The sequence below is a fragment of the Jiulongibacter sediminis genome (assembly GCF_001306455.1).
GTDB classification, from domain to species: Bacteria; Bacteroidota; Bacteroidia; order Cytophagales; family Spirosomataceae; genus Jiulongibacter; species Jiulongibacter sediminis.
In genome coordinates this window covers 821,788-837,186 of the sequence record NZ_LGTQ01000005.1, presented here as the reverse complement: position 1 = coordinate 837,186, position 15,399 = coordinate 821,788, and the positions used below count along the sequence as shown (strand labels likewise).

Sequence of the window (15,399 nt, the reverse complement as noted above, 5' to 3'; positions counted from 1 at the left end):
GATACAATGACTAAAGCAAAGAGCCACCCCTGTTTGGAGTGGCTCTTCTATTTCTAATAAGTTTTAAACTTATTTTACTTCTTCAAAATTTACGTCGGTAACACCTTCATCATCTGAAGGAGCACCGGCATTTGCCTGAGCATCACCTGCAGCGGCTCCACCCATTGGGTCAGCACCACCAGCGGCTTGCTGAGCAGCATATATCTCCTGAGAAGCAGCCTGCCATGCAGCGTTGATTTTCTCCATAGCCGCATCAATAGCAGCTAAATCCTGAGTACCATGAGCGGCTTTTAGCTCGGTAAGAGCAGCTTCAATGGCCTCTTTGTTTGGAGCAGAAAGTTTATCACCATACTCTTTCAATTGCTTCTCAGTTGAGAAGATCATAGAGTCTGCAGCATTTACTTTCTCTACTTTCTCTTTAGCAAGTTTATCCGCCTCTTCATTGGCTTTGGCTTCGTCACGCATTCTTTGGATTTCTTCATCAGAAAGTCCACTGGATGCTTCAATGCGAATATTTTGCTCTTTTCCTGTTCCTTTATCTTTGGCCGTAACATTCAGGATACCGTTAGCATCCACATCGAAAGTTACTTCAATCTGAGGTACACCTCTTGGAGCTGGCGGAATACCATCCAGGTGGAATCTACCTAGTGATTTGTTCTGATTGGCCATCGGACGCTCACCTTGAAGAACATGGAGTTCCACAGAAGGTTGATTGTCAGCCGCAGTAGAGAAGGTCTCCACTTTATTTGTCGGGATTGTTGTATTCGCCTCAATCATTTTGGTGAATACACCACCCATGGTCTCAATACCCAATGAAAGAGGAATAACATCCAGAAGAAGAATATCCTTCACTTCACCAGTCAAAACACCACCCTGAATAGCAGCACCAATTGCTACAGCTTCATCCGGGTTAACGCTTTTTGATGGTTTCTTACCGAAGAACTTCTCAACTTCTTCCTGTACTCTTGGAATACGTGTTGATCCACCTACCAGAATAACCTCGTTGATTTGGCTGTTAGAGATGCCTGCATTTTTCATGGCACGCTTACAAGGTTCCATCATTCGAGTGAACAGGCTATCAGCCAACTGCTCAAACTTCGCTCTCGAAAGGCTACGAACAAGGTGCTTAGGCACGCCATCTACCGGGAAGATGTACGGAAGGTTGATTTCGGCCTGCGTAGAGCTTGAAAGCTCCATTTTCGCTTTCTCAGCAGCTTCCTTCAAACGTTGAAGAGCCATAGCATCGTGGCGAAGGTCAACGCCCTCATCTTTCTTAAACTCGTCAGCCAACCACTCAATGATCACCTGATCAAAATCATCACCACCAAGGTGGGTATCACCATCAGTTGATTTTACTTCAAAAACTCCGTCACCAAGCTCTAGAATAGAGACGTCAAATGTACCACCACCAAGGTCAAATACGGCCACAGTGGCATCTTTATCTTGTTTGTCAAGACCATAGGCCAAAGCAGCAGCAGTAGGCTCGTTGATAATTCTTTTCACATCAAGACCGGCGATAGTTCCAGCCTCTTTAGTGGCCTGACGCTCTGAATCGTTAAAGTAGGCAGGAACGGTAATAACCGCTTCTGTTACTTCAGTTCCCAGATAATCTTCAGCGGTTTGCTTCATTTTTTGAAGAATGAAAGCTGAGATTTCCTGAGGTGTATATTGTCTGTCACCAATTTTAACACGTGGAGTGTCATTGGCACCTTTTTCTACAGTGTAGGCAATAGTTTTTAGCTCTGAACTACAGTCAGAGTGTTTTTTACCCATAAAACGCTTTACTGAAGCGATTGTATTTTTTGGGTTTGTAATAGCCTGGCGTTTTGCCGGAGCACCTACTTTCTTCTCACCATTCTCCAGAAAAGCCACGATAGAAGGAGTTGTTCTGGCACCCTCGCTGTTGGCGATTACTACCGGCTCATTACCCTCCATTACAGCCACACAGGAGTTGGTGGTTCCCAAGTCAATTCCTATAATTTTTCCCATGTTATGTATGTTGTTTTTATTTTCAAAAATGATCTGTTAGCAAATGATCAATGAATATGCCAAGGCCAAAACCTTGGAATAATTGTGACAGTTTGTCAGTTTCTGAAAATAAATGGCAGACAATGGCCTATGGACATCCCAGAATAGTGGCCGAAAAGACAGCACCGGCCCTTGCCTCAAAGCCGGGAGTCAGCTGAATGCTTTTACCCGCTCTGAAAATTGCTCCGGTGGCTGAGAATACTTTGTTAGCGGCGGAAATCGTATTCTTGGCGAAAAAATCAAAGCTTTCGGTACCGTAGTTCAGGTCTGAGACTGTACTACTTAAAGTAAATGTGTTAGGGCAGTCAGGTATAACCTTTGCCTGAATGATATTTGAGCTATTACTGAAACAAAAGGAGTTTTTACATCTGGCATAAAAGCTTGTGGTGTCAGCCAGTTTTACCTTAAAAGATGTGCTCGTGGAGTCATTTGACCAAACCAGATTATAGGGTGAGCAATTTGTGTTGGAGGTTAACGCAAGGGTATCTTTTGTATTTAACAGGTTGATATTAGCAGAAATAACCGGTGTCGATGGCTTCACCTGGCCATAAATAGTAGTACCTGTACTGTCATAGCAGGCCGTTCCCTGATCAATTATATATTTGACATTGACCGGTCCACTTCCGTTGATAACAATTTTCCCTGTGCTTGTATTAAAGTGATTAACATATTCAGAACCTGAAGTAATGGTAAAAATACCACCGGGATTATCTAGTACAGGAGTAACACTATCACCGATACAGATAAAATTGAAGTTGGGTGAGTAAGAAATCAATATACCATTCGTTTGAACTGACAATGACGCGGTTGCCGATTTGGCACCAGAACAAGACACTGCTTTGACGCCAATGGTATAGGTGGTACTTTGAGATAGACCACTAAAAATATAACTAAGAGTTCCTGACCCTAAAGTGGTGACAAGGTTTCCATTAAGATAAACTTCATAGCTAACCGGACTACCTGAGGCAGGAGCAGACCAGGCAAGACCAAGACATTTGCTACCTTTCTTAAAGTTTGATAAAGAAATGGGAGATCCGATTGATTCACATGTAAACCTAACATTACCCCAGTCAGCCATGTCATTTACTGATCCGTCACCGGAGTTTTCTGTTACCAGCTTGATAGTCCTGTATGAACATAGGGGTACATTGATTTCAACCGCGTTATTGGAGGAGCTTAATGTGCTGCTGGTGTACAATAAATTATTATCACCATAAACCTTAAAGATGACTGAACCTCCGGTGCTGATATCATCATCTACTCCTATTGACGCTCTAAGGTTTGTGTAAAGCCCGGGAGTGACCTTGTAGACGATTTCAGAACTGCCATAAACACCTAGGCCTTTTGAATAGGTTAAACCATTGATCATTAATTGAGTTCCATCTCCATCTGAAGGGCCTCCATTTGACTGATCGAATGAAATGGGACCGTTAGAAGGATCATTTTGTAAACTGTAAGGAGTATAATCAGAAAGATATACTGACCCAGAGCAGCTTGAAGGAATTGTTTGCTGATTCGTAATCTTTCCAATATCCACCTTTTGACTCATTACAATCTGTCCATTAGCTTTAGTCATAAAGCATCGGTATGTATTATTACCGCTTGAGGTCAGGGACTGTGATGTGGAAACAACCGTACTTTCATAATTGTTTGTGGTTACCCACCGATATGAAACATAGCCGCCAGGTGCAGTAACGGTGACATTATTTCCCGCCACGCTGTAAGTCATCTCAGGAACTGTATTTGGATTTACGGGATTCGAAAGATTATAAAATGATTGAGTACTGTTGTTGTAAATATTCGATGTTAAAGAATTAGACCATCGATTTGCAATTTCTGAAAGTCCTCCGGACTGAAAATGAACATTCGGTGAATCTCTGCTACCACTGAAGGGGAGATTCGTATTGTTTACGTCATCGGTGACCGGTCCTGTAAAGACTTGATTGCCTGTATTCAATAGATTTGATTGGCCATTTAAGACATTACTTGACCCTGTTGTTTGATACCAGGATGTACGGGAAATTACCCATGGAATAGTCGCTCCGAAATCAGACCGGGTTCTGGCGATTATAGAAGATAACCTTGTTTGATAGTTGGCAAGGGATGTACCCAGGTGCGTATCAGACTCGCCTTGCAACCAAAGAATAGCACGAATTCCATAAAGCGAATTATAATATCTTATAGTTTTTAAAAATGTAATATAAGGTGTGCCGACCCCTGTTGTGTCGTCAGGGTTAATTCCTTTACAAAACTGAAGTCCTGTGAAAGGATTAATAGTACTTCCTCCCGAGAAGCTATCGACAAAGTTTTGAACCGAGGCTCCACCTGATGCGGCATTAAAAAAAGCTACAGGAATACCTGTAGCACCTGTCCCGCTATTATTTACCAAGTTATCACCTAATTTCCCCCAATACCACGAAGTGATTCCGTGCTGTCCAATGTTGGAGGATGAGGTTGTTTTCCCCAATACCGGAAAATGCGGAACTTCAAAAGAGCAGGAATCAATATAATTATGTGAAATAACTTTCTCCGATGAAACAGGAAGTCCTGAAATTCCAGGATAACCTTGAGCATTGGATTGTCCAAAAGCCAGAAATACGTCTCCAACACCAACTCTGTTAACGCTTGTAGATTGAATGACAGTTCCAGATTTTACTGATCTGATTTCCAGAGTATACCAACCTGCAGGAACATTCGATAGTGAACCATAGAACTGTCCTTTAGATGGGTCAACATCAATAATTGACCAGTCAAAACCCGAAATTGGTGAGTTCGTTCCGGGACTGACCAATCTCGCCTGAACCGAGCTAATCACACCACTGCTATAGTTTCCGGCAATATTGATAGTAGCCTGATTTGAAGCATTTCGTTGAAAAACGGAATTGTTGACAGGTAAGTCTATCACGATTTGACCTTTCGATAGAAAGGAAATCAGTGAAAACTGCGTCATTATTAAGATTCGTACTGTTAAAAAGCTTCTTCCGTAAATTGTCATTTGAGATTAGCTCAAATCAAGTGGTGGACAAAAATATCGAATTAAATGATGCTTAATTCTTTTTTATTCAATCTCTTATTCTATGGTTATCTGAATAGCGAATAAACAAAAAAGGGATTACTCGTCTGAGCAACCCCTTATTTGTTCGATCATTGCTGATCACCTATTTAACTTTGTCTACAACAGCCTTGAAAGCCTCAGGATTATTCATCGCTAAGTCAGCCAAAACTTTTCTGTTAAGCTCGATACCGGCTTGAGATAGTTTGTTCATAAACACAGAGTAAGAAAGACCGTGCTGTCTTGCACCTGCGTTGATACGAACGATCCACAATTTGCGGAAGTTTCTTTTCTTTTGCTTACGGCCCTGGTAGGCGTAAACTAAACCTTTTTCAACGGCGTTTTTAGCAACCGTCCAAACGTTTTTTCTTCTGCCGAAATAACCTTTGGCTAGTTTCAGCGTTCTTTTGCGTCTTGCTTTTGACGCTACATGATTGACACTACGTGGCATAATAATTTAGTTTTTTGACTTGGGGCGTTCCGGTCACTACCGGATTCTTTCTGAGCCTTTCGTCGGGTGAAACAATTGAACCAATAAATTAAAGAGCTAAAAGATCTTTAATTCTTTTTTCGTCTGATGGATGAACAAGAGTTGAACCAGCCAGGATGCTTTTACGCTTCTTAGACTTTTTCGTTAAAATGTGGCTATGGAAAGCATGCTTACGCTTGATTTTTCCAGTTCCAGTAATTTTAAAACGCTTCTTCGATCCAGAATTTGTTTTTTGCTTTGGCATCGATTTAAACAGTTTTTATGTAAAAAAGTAAATTGGGCTGCAAAGGTAGCTATTCTCTGGATATTTTCCAATGGTAAGATCAAAGAGAAATATGGTGGATATTTTGTTCAGATTTCAAGTGGTTCGGGCAGGTCAAATTGGCTACTTTTGTGACACAATTTGAGTGATACTTCTTACCCCTGAAAATGCAGTTTTCCCACCTTCATAACCATACCCAATTTTCACTTCTGGACGGAGCCTCGAGCATTCAAAAGCTCTTCCAAAAGGCAAAAGAAGATAACATGCCGGCCGTGGCCATCACAGACCACGGGAACATGTTCGGTGTTTTTGATTTTGTCTCCAATGCTTCAAAATACGGTGTCAAGCCCATAGTAGGTTGTGAGTTTTATGTGGTGGAAGATCATACCATAAAGAGTTTTACCAAAGACAAAAAGGATAAACGATATCACCAGTTACTTCTGGCAAAAGATAAAAAAGGCTATCAAAACCTTACTAAATTGTGTTCGCTCGGCTATATCGACGGCCTTTACGGGAAATATCCAAGGATTACAAAAGACCTGATTGAACAATATAAAGAAGGTTTGATTGCTACGACTTGTTGCATCGGTGCTCGTGTTCCTCAGGAAATTCTAAGACATGGCGAAAAAGCAGGAGAGGAAGAGTTCAAATGGTGGCTTGACCGTTTTGGAGACGACTACTATATAGAAATACAGCGGCATGACATTCCTGACCAAAACAAGGTTAACGCGGTTTTGCTTAAATGGGCCAAAGAGTATGGAGTCAAAGTAATTGCTTCTAATGACTCGCATTACGTGGATCAGGAGGATTGGGTAGCCCATGATATTCTATTGTGTGTTAACACCAATGAGAAGCTCTCAACGCCCAAAATGAAAGACTATGATGACGAGGGCGGGCAGGGAAAAAACGGTCGATTTGCTTTTTTTAATGACCAGTTTTATTTCAAGACTACACAGGAGATGTCGCAGCTGTTCAGCGATATTCCTGAGGCCATTGACAATACAAATGATATCGTTGGTAAGGTGGAGACGCTGGAGCTCAAGCAAGACATTTTGCTACCGAACTTCCCGATACCTGAAGAGTTTAAAGTACATAAAGATGACAAGGAAAACCAATGGGAATTTCTCAAACACCTGACGTATGAAGGGGCAAAAGAGCGATATGGTGAAATTTCAGAAGAAGTCAGAGAAAGGATAGATTTTGAGCTTTTTACCATCAAAACCATGGGTTTTGCAGGCTATTTCCTCATTGTGATGGATTTCATTCAGGCTGGTCGAGATCTGGGCGTAATGATAGGACCGGGTAGGGGGTCTGCTGCCGGCTCAGTAGTGGCTTATTGTATAGGTATCACGAATATTGATCCCATAAAGTACAACTTGCTTTTTGAGCGTTTTCTCAACCCGGATCGTAAGTCAATGCCCGATATCGATACAGATTTCGATGACGAGGGTCGTCAAAAAGTGATTGATTATGTGGTTGATAAATACGGGAAGAATCAGGTGGCCCAAATCATTACCTATGGTACCATGGCTACTAAATCATCCATCAAAGATGTGGCTCGTGTAATGGAACTGCCACTTTCTGATGCAAACTACATAGCCAAGCTTATACCTGACAAGCCAGGCTATGGGATGAATTTTCAGAAGCTTATTCATATGCCCGAAACCGGTGGCGATAAAAACCTCAATAAATTGGGCTTAAGCCCGGAAGAGATTGAAAACGTTAGAAAAGTTCGGGAGTTTTATCATGGTAAAGGCCTGGAAGCGAAAGTGCTCCATCAGGCTGAAAAACTGGAAGGAACGGTAAGGAACACTGGAATTCATGCCGCTGGTATTATCATTGCACCCTATGATTTGTCTGATATCGTACCGGTAAGTACAGCTAAAGATGCTGACCTTCTGGTTACTCAATATGAAGGTAAAATTATTGAGGATGCCGGTGTTATTAAAATGGACTTCCTGGGTCTCCGAAATCTCACGATTTTAAAGGAAGCCCTGAGAATGATTGAAGAAAATCACGGACAAAATATTGATCGTGAGAATGCGACGGATAAGCAGAAACGTACACTAGAGCTACTTGAAGGGGGTATAGATTACATTCCTCTGGACGATCCAGGGACTTTTGAGCTGTTTCAAAGAGGGGAGACCAACGCCGTTTTTCAGTTTGAATCTGACGGCATGAAAAAGTACATGAAGGAGTTAAAGCCTGACCGCTTTGACGACCTCATTGCCATGAACGCCCTCTACCGGCCAGGTCCATTGGCATACATCCCTGACTTTATTAAGCGGAAACACGGTCTCCAGGAAATCACTTACGATTTGCCTGAGATGGAAGAATACCTTGCCGAAACCTATGGTATAACGGTTTATCAGGAGCAAGTGATGTTGCTTTCGCAAAAGCTGGCCAATTTCACCAAAGGTGATGCCGATGTGCTCAGAAAAGCCATGGGTAAAAAGCAGATTGAGGTTTTGAATAAACTCAAAGCCAAATTCATGGAAGGCGGAACGTCGAATGGCCACGACGCGAAAGTGCTAGAGAAAGTCTGGAAAGATTGGGAGGCCTTCGCTCAATATGCATTTAACAAATCCCACTCCACTTGTTATGCCTTTGTAGCTTATCAAACGGCCTATTTGAAGTCGCATTACCCATCTGAGTACATGGCTGGTGTATTAACATCGCAGCTCGGTAATATTGACAAGATTACCTTCTTCATGGAAGAATGCCGGGCTCTCGGTTTACCTGTGCTTGGTCCTGATGTCAACGAATCGGTAAAGCGATTTGGTGTAAACAAGGATGGTGAAATCAGATTTGGATTAGGAGGAATTAAAGGAACGGGAGATGCCGCAGTAGACGCAATTATCGAAGAGAGGGAGGCAAGGGGACCCTATAAAGATATCTACGATTTTATGACCAGGGTTAACCTTCGAACGGTCAACAAAAAGACTCTGGAATCTCTTGTTTATGCAGGGGCGTTTGACTGTTTTGAGGATTTTCACAGAGCTCAGTATTATGCTGAGGGCTCTAATGGAGCAAATTTTATTGAAACGCTTATTCGGTATGCAAATAAAATTCGGGAGGAAAAAGAGTCCGCTCAGGCCTCACTTTTTGGTGGTGGAGTGAGTGGTGGAGCTGACATGGCGGCTCCTCAGCCTGAAAAGGTAGAGCCATGGGGGAATATTGAGAAACTGAAATACGAAAAAGATGTTGTCGGCTTTTACATTTCCGGCCATCCGCTTGATCAATTCTCTATTGAAATGAGTCTTTGTAAGCCATTAAATGAAGTGATGAAACCCGAGCATATTGATCGCGAATTCAGCATCGGTGGCATGTTGACCTCAGTACAGATGAGACAAACTAAAAGTGGAAAGCCTTTTTCTATCTTCAAAATGGAAGATTATGAAGGTTCAATGGAAATAGCTCTTTTCGGCAATGATCATGTGAATTTTAGTAATTATCTGATGGAGGGGCAGTTTTTATTTATCCGGGGAAAAGTACAGACACGATGGAGCGGGAACGATATTGAATTCAAACCCATAGAAATGCAACTATTGGCTGATGTCAAGGAGAAGCGATTTAAAGAGGTGAACCTGAAACTTGAGCTCAAAGAGATCAATGAAAAGATGATTTACGAGATTCAGGAGGTTAGCAATAATAACCCCGGTAAGTTCGAGCTTCGTTTTAATATATACGATTCCGACGAACGGCTTGACTTACAACTCTTTAGTCGTAACACCAAGATTGATATCAACAAGAACGTTTTCAGAGATTTGCAGTCGCTGTGTGGAGATGGTAATGTAAGTTTCGCTTAATGCATAAAAAAAAGGCTCTGAATTAAATTCAGAGCCTTTTTTCTAGCTGAGTTTGTTCTCCTCCTTTATTTTTGATTGGAGAGCTTTCAATTCCTCTTTTTTTCCAGAGGCGGCTAATTCTGCCTGGGCCGGCCACATCGACGGATCATTGGCATTATAACGGGTTCCTCCTTTTTCTACAAGTAAACTCTTCAGGTCATCTACTTTTGATTGTGCAAGTTTCTCAAAAGTATCTATCTCAGCCTCTTTCAGGAATTTTTCAATGGCAGGGCCTATTCCAATTATAATTTTCAAATTATCAACAGGCTGCTTTCGGGCTCTCGTTTTTTGGGCGATTTTAGAGGTTGGTTTAGCTTTTTCAGCTTTTTCCTCTCCTGCTTTTACTTTATCCTTTAAATCAGGAAGAGGTTTAAGGATAATGCCTTTGTCTTTCTTTTCTTTTTCCCGTTCCACCTTTTCTACAGTCGTTTTTGCTGCGTTACTGTTTGATTGAGGTTTTTCGTCGGTTGGCTCTTTATCTTTGGACTCTTCCTTGTTTTTTACCTTTTTCGGTTTGACCTTCTTTTTGTCCTTACTCTTCTTTTTATCCTTCTCCTTTAAATCGTCTTTATCTATGTCTTCAAGCTTTCTCAGCCACTTTTCAAGTTTAGACTTCTTTCCTTCTTTAGTTTCCAGTGCGAAAAGAAACTTACTAATCGTTTTCCCTTTTTTATTGACCTTGTCAATAAGGCTGATGGACTTTACCTTTTTGAAGCTTTTCAGCAGAGCCTTTATGGCTTTTTTTTCAGAGGACATGGAGATGTTTTCTTTGTTTAAACCAAATCTAGCCAATCCTTGAGGAAGTAACAATGATTTAGGTCAGATGTGCTTTTTAAATCAAAAATTGAATCTTGATTATTCGTGAAATATCAATTTTGGGCCTAATTCTTACCTCAAAAGTTTTAGTGGGGTGGAAACCATTGGAACTTTGAAAGTACCCTGTTATGTTTAACCTTTGAATTTAATAAACGACTTAAATAAATGGCAGGTAAAGCAATCGAAGTTACTGATAGCAATTTCAAAGAATTAATCGCTTCAGATAAACCAGTTTTAGTAGATTTTTGGGCTGAATGGTGTGGTCCTTGTAAAATGATCGGACCAATCGTCGAAGAAATCGCCGGTGAATACGAAGAGCAGGCCGTAATTGGTAAAATGGACGTGGATGCGAACAGCAGCACACCAATGGAATTCGGAATCCGTTCTATTCCTACTTTGATGATTTTCAAGAAAGGTGAAATGGTTGACAAAATCGTTGGAGCGGTTCCTAAGCATGTTCTTACTCAGAAGCTTGAGGCTGCTATGTAATTATAGAATTGAAACCCCAAAAAGCCGTTTTCTGTCAGGAAAACGGCTTTTTTATTCCTTAACCGAGTCAAGTGCTTTTAAGATAACCTGACAGGCTTTTCTGATTTCATAATCTGAGATAATCAAAGGCGGAGCAATACGCATGGAATCATCGCAGTAAAGGAACCAGTCCGCGATCACTCCGTTTTTGATGGTTTTCTGAATTACCTTAAGCAAAAAATCAAAATCTCCAATTTCAGCAGCCAGCATTAAACCTTGGCCACGTACTTCTTTGATTTTTGGGTGTTTTGAAAGAAGTTCTTTAAAAAGCTCTCCCTTTCTTTTTATTTCTTCAGGTCTTATTTCCTTTTTCCAGGCTTCAAGACTTGCTAAAGCGGCTGCACAGCTGGCCGGATGCCCGCCAAAAGTAGTTATATGTCCAAGAATAGGATTATCTCTGAAAACATTCATCAGCTCATGCGGAGCAATAAAAGCTCCGATTGGCATGCCACCTCCGAGTCCTTTTGCCGAAAGCAAAATATCAGGCACTACACCATAGTCTTCAAAGGCCCAGAAATTCCCTGTCCGTCCGGCTCCGCTTTGTATTTCATCAAATATCAACAAAGCCCCGACGTCCTTACACTTATCAGATACAGCTTTCAGATACTCTTTCGTAGATACTCTGACGCCACTCTCACCACCAATAACTTCGATAATTACAGCGGCAGTTTTTGAGGTGATCCGGTCTAAATGCTCAAAATTCTCACGCTCAATTTTCCTTATTTCTGGCAATAATGGCCTGAAATTTCTTTTAAAATCTTCATCTCCTAGAGACAGAGCTCCATGGGTGCTACCGTGATATGCTTTAAAACAAGAAATAATTTCAGGTCGACCCGTATATCTTTTTGCCAGTTTTAAGGCTCCCTCGACGGCTTCCGTCCCTGAATTGACGAAATACACGTTGTCAAGACTGAGCCCTGAACTTGTCTGGAAGCCTTTTAATGTTTCTATCAGAGCCGATGCTAGTTTGACCTGAGGTGATTGTACAAATTCCCCATAAACCATCTGATGAAGGTACTTTCCGGCCTGCACCTGAATGGCTTTGACAATCTCCGGGTGAGAATGGCCCATATTGCTTACCGCAATTCCTGAAATAAGGTCGATATGCTTTTTGCCGTTTTTGTCAATCAGGTAAATACCCTCAGAATCCACGAATTCAAGAGCCAGAGGGCTGTCACTGGTTTGAGCTATATTATTTAGGAAGATTTGCCTTAGATCCATAGTCTAGTGAGATTCAGAAAATACAGAGCTTGAGCCCGTCCATTGAGCACCATCCGCTGAAGTCGTATTAAGCATGTTACTTTTACTTAGACGTGCAAGACTAGTGATTAGTTTCGGCCGGTTTAGTCCTTCAGGCCAGATATAAATCAATCTGATTTCTCCTTTCGAGTGCTCTCCATCAGTGCCTGGTATGAAAGGACTGTATTGTACTTTTCTTTGAAGAATATAATTTTCTCTATCTGAAATGTCTTCAAGGTCTTTAGTTGTAGGATTTAGATTTACCCCTTCACCAGCGAAAGAGAAAATTGGCTTAAGAACAAAATTTTTCAGGTCATCTGGCCTTTTTATATCAGAAAGGAAGTAGGACTCCGGGAGATAAGAGCCTTTCAAATAAGGTAAACAATATTTGCTGATTCTGTAAAACCATGAAGGGTTCGCAATCCATTTAACCTCAGCGTTTTTCAAGAATGTAATTTTCCCTTTTAATTCAGGATACTTTCGTTCTACTTCATCGAAAATCACACGGTTATAGATTCGATCAATTCTAACTTCAGTTCCACCTTTTTGATAGAAAAGGTTACTGTCTCTTGTATAGATTTCACTCAGACAAACGACCTCAATACCGAAATAAGCTTTGCTTAATTCAAAGTCAATTCTTGTCCTTTGTTTTTCAGGGTAAACCTCGAGCAGAATGGTATTTTCAGAAGACTCGCCTTTAATAACCTTTGAGAGCTCTTCTAAATAGTTGAAGGCATTGATTCGGTTGAAAAAAGGAGAGAGTTTCTTGTCTATTTTATGATGCTTTCGGTACTTAGCCGCAAGATAGTGCTGCCAGGCAAATAGTGTCGGAAATCCTTGAAGTTCAATTAATTGCGGCTCATACTCTCCTGAATCACTCTCACAGACAGCAAAATCAACACAAAGAAATTCACAATGCTCACCTTCGTTTTTAAACCTGTAAGCTTCAGGTACAGCTTTTTCAGTTATTTCTTTGAAGTCAGGCCTTTTAATAAAATCAATTATCAAATTACTGGCCATCAATAGCTTGGTTTTGAAACCCTGATCAAGAAAAACCGGTGTTTCAGCAACTCTGAAATCAAGTTGACCGGGAAACTCATTTTCAATCTCAAAAAGAAGTTTATCATGAGCCTCCTGTTGAAAATTTTCATTAAAGGCCTTTCGGGCTTCTTTTAACATGCTTCCAGATTTTGTTGAGCAGCCATTTTCAAGAAGTCCGGGATAATCACAGATTCTGTTTTTCTGATTTTGTCTTCATCCTCCAGCTGTTCCAGCATGATCTGTAATTTTTCTTCACCATGTTCGGTAATAACAGCCATTCGTTTGTCTTCATTCATAAAATAGCGTCTCATACCTTCAGGATCAGCCTCAGGGTGAAACTGTAAACCTACAATCTCATCTGACAGTCGAATACCCATAATAGCCCGCTCCAGCGGAACATGAGGTCTTATTTTCTCAAGAGCGATAATTTTTGCACCTAAAGCATTGAGGACCTCTTCATGAGGCTGAATTACCTGATAATCACGAGAATCAACCGCCCAGAAGGGGTCTTCTAAATGTTCAAATAGAGGCTCGTTCAGCCCTTCTTCAGTTTTATGAACGGGCATAACCCCAAAAGATGTTGACTTTCTGGAACAAACTAATGCCAAATGATAATGCTGCACCATCATTTGATATGAATGGCAAATCAGCAAGCCTTGTTTTTTGGGTTCTTGCGTTTTATTCCACTCCAATACTTCATCGAGAAAATCACCGTAATCGGCTTCCCACTGTTCCCCTTCAAAAATCGGGCTTCCGGGCCCACCTGTGCCAATAAAGGCATCAAATTCGCTCAAAGTCGGTAATTCCCCTTTTCCTCTGACATCATAGAGTTTATAAGATCCCTGAATATTTTCTGTGTGGAAGAATCTTTCAATGAGGGTTTTAATACATCGCATACCTTCATTAGGGTAATCATTATAAAAGTCGAGAATGGCTATTCTAAATGGATGATTCATTCTGTTTTATTGATGTACTACAAAGTTGACAAAAAAAGCCTCAAAGACCGAATTTTGTTTCTTCAATCATATAGTCTACCACGGTATTGAGATCGTTCTTTTCTTCAAAAACTCGAAGCTGTCGGTCTGCCCCGGTGCCATTTTTCAGTATACAATGAATATAGTTGACCTCTTTTCTACAATCAAGTTCATCTACCACATCCTCAATAAAATCTAGTAGTTCGGTAACCAACTTTTCATAGGGCTTTTCAGTCTCATTAATAAAGTCTATCAGCCTGGCCTGAGTTCCATCCCGGGCTGCCCGCCACTTATTTTCAGCGACCAAAAGCCTTCTGTATGAACTATATTGAGGTTTTTCGTTTCTCAGTTTATATAGTTTGGCCGTAAGAGCCTGGCAAATAGCTGCTATGCAAAGAGTCTCTTCAGCCCGCATTGGAATGTCACAAATGCGGTATTCAATAGTTGGGTAGTGTGGATGTACTCTAACATCCCACCAGATTTTTTTTGGATTGTCTATACAGTTAGTTTTCATCAAAATGGCCACATATTCGTCATATTCTTCAATTGACGAAAAGCGATCCGGAATTCCCGTTCGTGGAAATTTATCAAATACTTTAGACCGATATGATTTAAAACCCGTGTTTCGGCCACACCAGAAAGGGGAGTTTGTGCTCAAAGCATGAATATGGGGTAAAAAGTACCTTACTTCATTCATGATTTTCATTGCATCCTTCCGGTCATTTATACCCACATGCACATGCAGGCCGAAAATGAGATTACCACGGGCTACATCCCGCATTTCATTGATCAGATTATCATAATGTTCATGAGGTGTGATGAGCTGATCCACCCAGTCTGAGAAAGGATGAGTACCTGCAGCAGCAACTGCAAGACCTTTTTCGGCAGCAAGACCGATTAGTTTATTCCTCAAAAAATGAACTTCTTCCTGAGCTTCGTGGATATTCCGGCAAATGCCTGTTCCGGTTTCCACTACAGCCTGATGCATCTCTTGTTTGATACGTTCCTGAAGGATGACTTTGCCTTCATCTACCAACTGCGACATGTGAGATTTTAACTGCCGCGTAACAGGGTCAATAATTTGAAATTCCTCTTCAATTCCGAGGGTGAAGGTGCTCATA

The 15,399-nt window shown here is 41.2% G+C and carries 11 protein-coding genes; 2 read left to right on the top strand and 9 right to left on the bottom strand.

Annotated elements, in window-relative coordinates; all coding sequences use genetic code 11:
- Window positions 1-69: 69 nt before the first annotated feature.
- The 4 genes from dnaK to rpmI form a co-directional block, all read right to left on the bottom strand.
- Window positions 70-1,989 carry a molecular chaperone DnaK gene (gene dnaK, locus AFM12_RS03715; protein ID WP_055144032.1) on the bottom strand — a complete coding sequence of 640 codons (1,920 nt, stop codon included), beginning with the start codon at window positions 1,987-1,989 and terminating at the stop codon, window positions 70-72.
- Between the two features lie 127 nt (window positions 1,990-2,116).
- Window positions 2,117-4,978 carry an NPCBM/NEW2 domain-containing protein gene (locus AFM12_RS03710; RefSeq protein ID WP_055144030.1) on the bottom strand — a complete coding sequence of 954 codons (2,862 nt, stop codon included), beginning with the start codon at window positions 4,976-4,978 and terminating at the stop codon, window positions 2,117-2,119.
- A 208-nt stretch (window positions 4,979-5,186) separates the two neighbouring features.
- Entirely contained in the window at window positions 5,187-5,531 is a 345-nt protein-coding gene (gene rplT, locus AFM12_RS03705) for a 50S ribosomal protein L20 (protein ID WP_055144028.1), read from the bottom strand.
- Between the two features lie 88 nt (window positions 5,532-5,619).
- Window positions 5,620-5,814 carry a 50S ribosomal protein L35 gene (gene rpmI / locus AFM12_RS19440; protein ID WP_082391178.1) on the bottom strand — a complete coding sequence of 65 codons (195 nt, stop codon included), beginning with the start codon at window positions 5,812-5,814 and terminating at the stop codon, window positions 5,620-5,622.
- Between the two features lie 185 nt (window positions 5,815-5,999).
- Here rpmI and dnaE point away from each other — a divergent pair, with 185 nt between their 5' ends.
- On the top strand, window positions 6,000-9,641 hold the full coding sequence (gene dnaE / locus AFM12_RS03695) for a DNA polymerase III subunit alpha (protein ID WP_055144024.1): 3,642 nt from the start codon (window positions 6,000-6,002) through the stop codon (window positions 9,639-9,641).
- 42 nt (window positions 9,642-9,683) lie between these two features.
- On the opposite strand, the gene AFM12_RS03690 is transcribed toward dnaE, so the two are convergent.
- Complete coding sequence (locus tag AFM12_RS03690; protein ID WP_131458177.1) at window positions 9,684-10,436, bottom strand: hypothetical protein; 753 nt, start codon at window positions 10,434-10,436, stop codon at window positions 9,684-9,686.
- A gap of 225 nt (window positions 10,437-10,661) precedes the next feature.
- Between AFM12_RS03690 and trxA the strand changes: the two genes are divergently transcribed.
- Entirely contained in the window at window positions 10,662-10,985 is a 324-nt protein-coding gene (trxA, locus tag AFM12_RS03685) for a thioredoxin (RefSeq protein ID WP_055144020.1), read from the top strand.
- A gap of 51 nt (window positions 10,986-11,036) precedes the next feature.
- Here trxA and AFM12_RS03680 read toward each other — a convergent pair whose 3' ends face one another.
- From AFM12_RS03680 to AFM12_RS03665, 4 genes are read right to left on the bottom strand one after another with little or no spacing between them, the layout of a single operon-like run.
- Complete coding sequence (locus AFM12_RS03680; protein WP_055144018.1) at window positions 11,037-12,245, bottom strand: aspartate aminotransferase family protein; 1,209 nt, start codon at window positions 12,243-12,245, stop codon at window positions 11,037-11,039.
- 3 nt (window positions 12,246-12,248) lie between these two features.
- Window positions 12,249-13,442 carry an ATP-grasp domain-containing protein gene (locus tag AFM12_RS03675; protein ID WP_055144016.1) on the bottom strand — a complete coding sequence of 398 codons (1,194 nt, stop codon included), beginning with the start codon at window positions 13,440-13,442 and terminating at the stop codon, window positions 12,249-12,251.
- Window positions 13,436-14,260, bottom strand: coding sequence for a type 1 glutamine amidotransferase (locus AFM12_RS03670; protein ID WP_055144014.1), 825 nt, complete (start codon window positions 14,258-14,260; stop codon window positions 13,436-13,438). The genes AFM12_RS03675 and AFM12_RS03670 overlap by 7 nt, the downstream gene beginning before the upstream one ends.
- Window positions 14,261-14,300: 40 nt before the next feature.
- A complete protein-coding gene (locus AFM12_RS03665; protein WP_055145117.1) occupies window positions 14,301-15,398 on the bottom strand; it encodes a carboxylate-amine ligase in 1,098 nt (365 codons plus the stop codon).
- Window position 15,399 lies beyond the last annotated feature (1 nt).

What these genes read in the sequence shown, in the direction of transcription:
- dnaK (WP_055144032.1), bottom strand. Translation starts at nt 1,989, where the DNA reads ATGGGAAAAATTATAGGAATTGACTTGGGAACCACCAACTCCTGTGTG.
- AFM12_RS03710 (WP_055144030.1), bottom strand. Translation starts at nt 4,978, where the DNA reads ATGACGCAGTTTTCACTGATTTCCTTTCTATCGAAAGGTCAAATCGTG.
- rplT (WP_055144028.1), bottom strand. Translation starts at nt 5,531, where the DNA reads ATGCCACGTAGTGTCAATCATGTAGCGTCAAAAGCAAGACGCAAAAGA.
- rpmI (WP_082391178.1), bottom strand. Translation starts at nt 5,814, where the DNA reads ATGCCAAAGCAAAAAACAAATTCTGGATCGAAGAAGCGTTTTAAAATT.
- dnaE (WP_055144024.1), top strand. Translation starts at nt 6,000, where the DNA reads ATGCAGTTTTCCCACCTTCATAACCATACCCAATTTTCACTTCTGGAC.
- AFM12_RS03690 (WP_131458177.1), bottom strand. Translation starts at nt 10,436, where the DNA reads ATGTCCTCTGAAAAAAAAGCCATAAAGGCTCTGCTGAAAAGCTTCAAA.
- trxA (WP_055144020.1), top strand. Translation starts at nt 10,662, where the DNA reads ATGGCAGGTAAAGCAATCGAAGTTACTGATAGCAATTTCAAAGAATTA.
- AFM12_RS03680 (WP_055144018.1), bottom strand. Translation starts at nt 12,245, where the DNA reads ATGGATCTAAGGCAAATCTTCCTAAATAATATAGCTCAAACCAGTGAC.
- AFM12_RS03675 (WP_055144016.1), bottom strand. Translation starts at nt 13,442, where the DNA reads ATGTTAAAAGAAGCCCGAAAGGCCTTTAATGAAAATTTTCAACAGGAG.
- AFM12_RS03670 (WP_055144014.1), bottom strand. Translation starts at nt 14,260, where the DNA reads ATGAATCATCCATTTAGAATAGCCATTCTCGACTTTTATAATGATTAC.
- AFM12_RS03665 (WP_055145117.1), bottom strand. Translation starts at nt 15,398, where the DNA reads ATGAGCACCTTCACCCTCGGAATTGAAGAGGAATTTCAAATTATTGAC.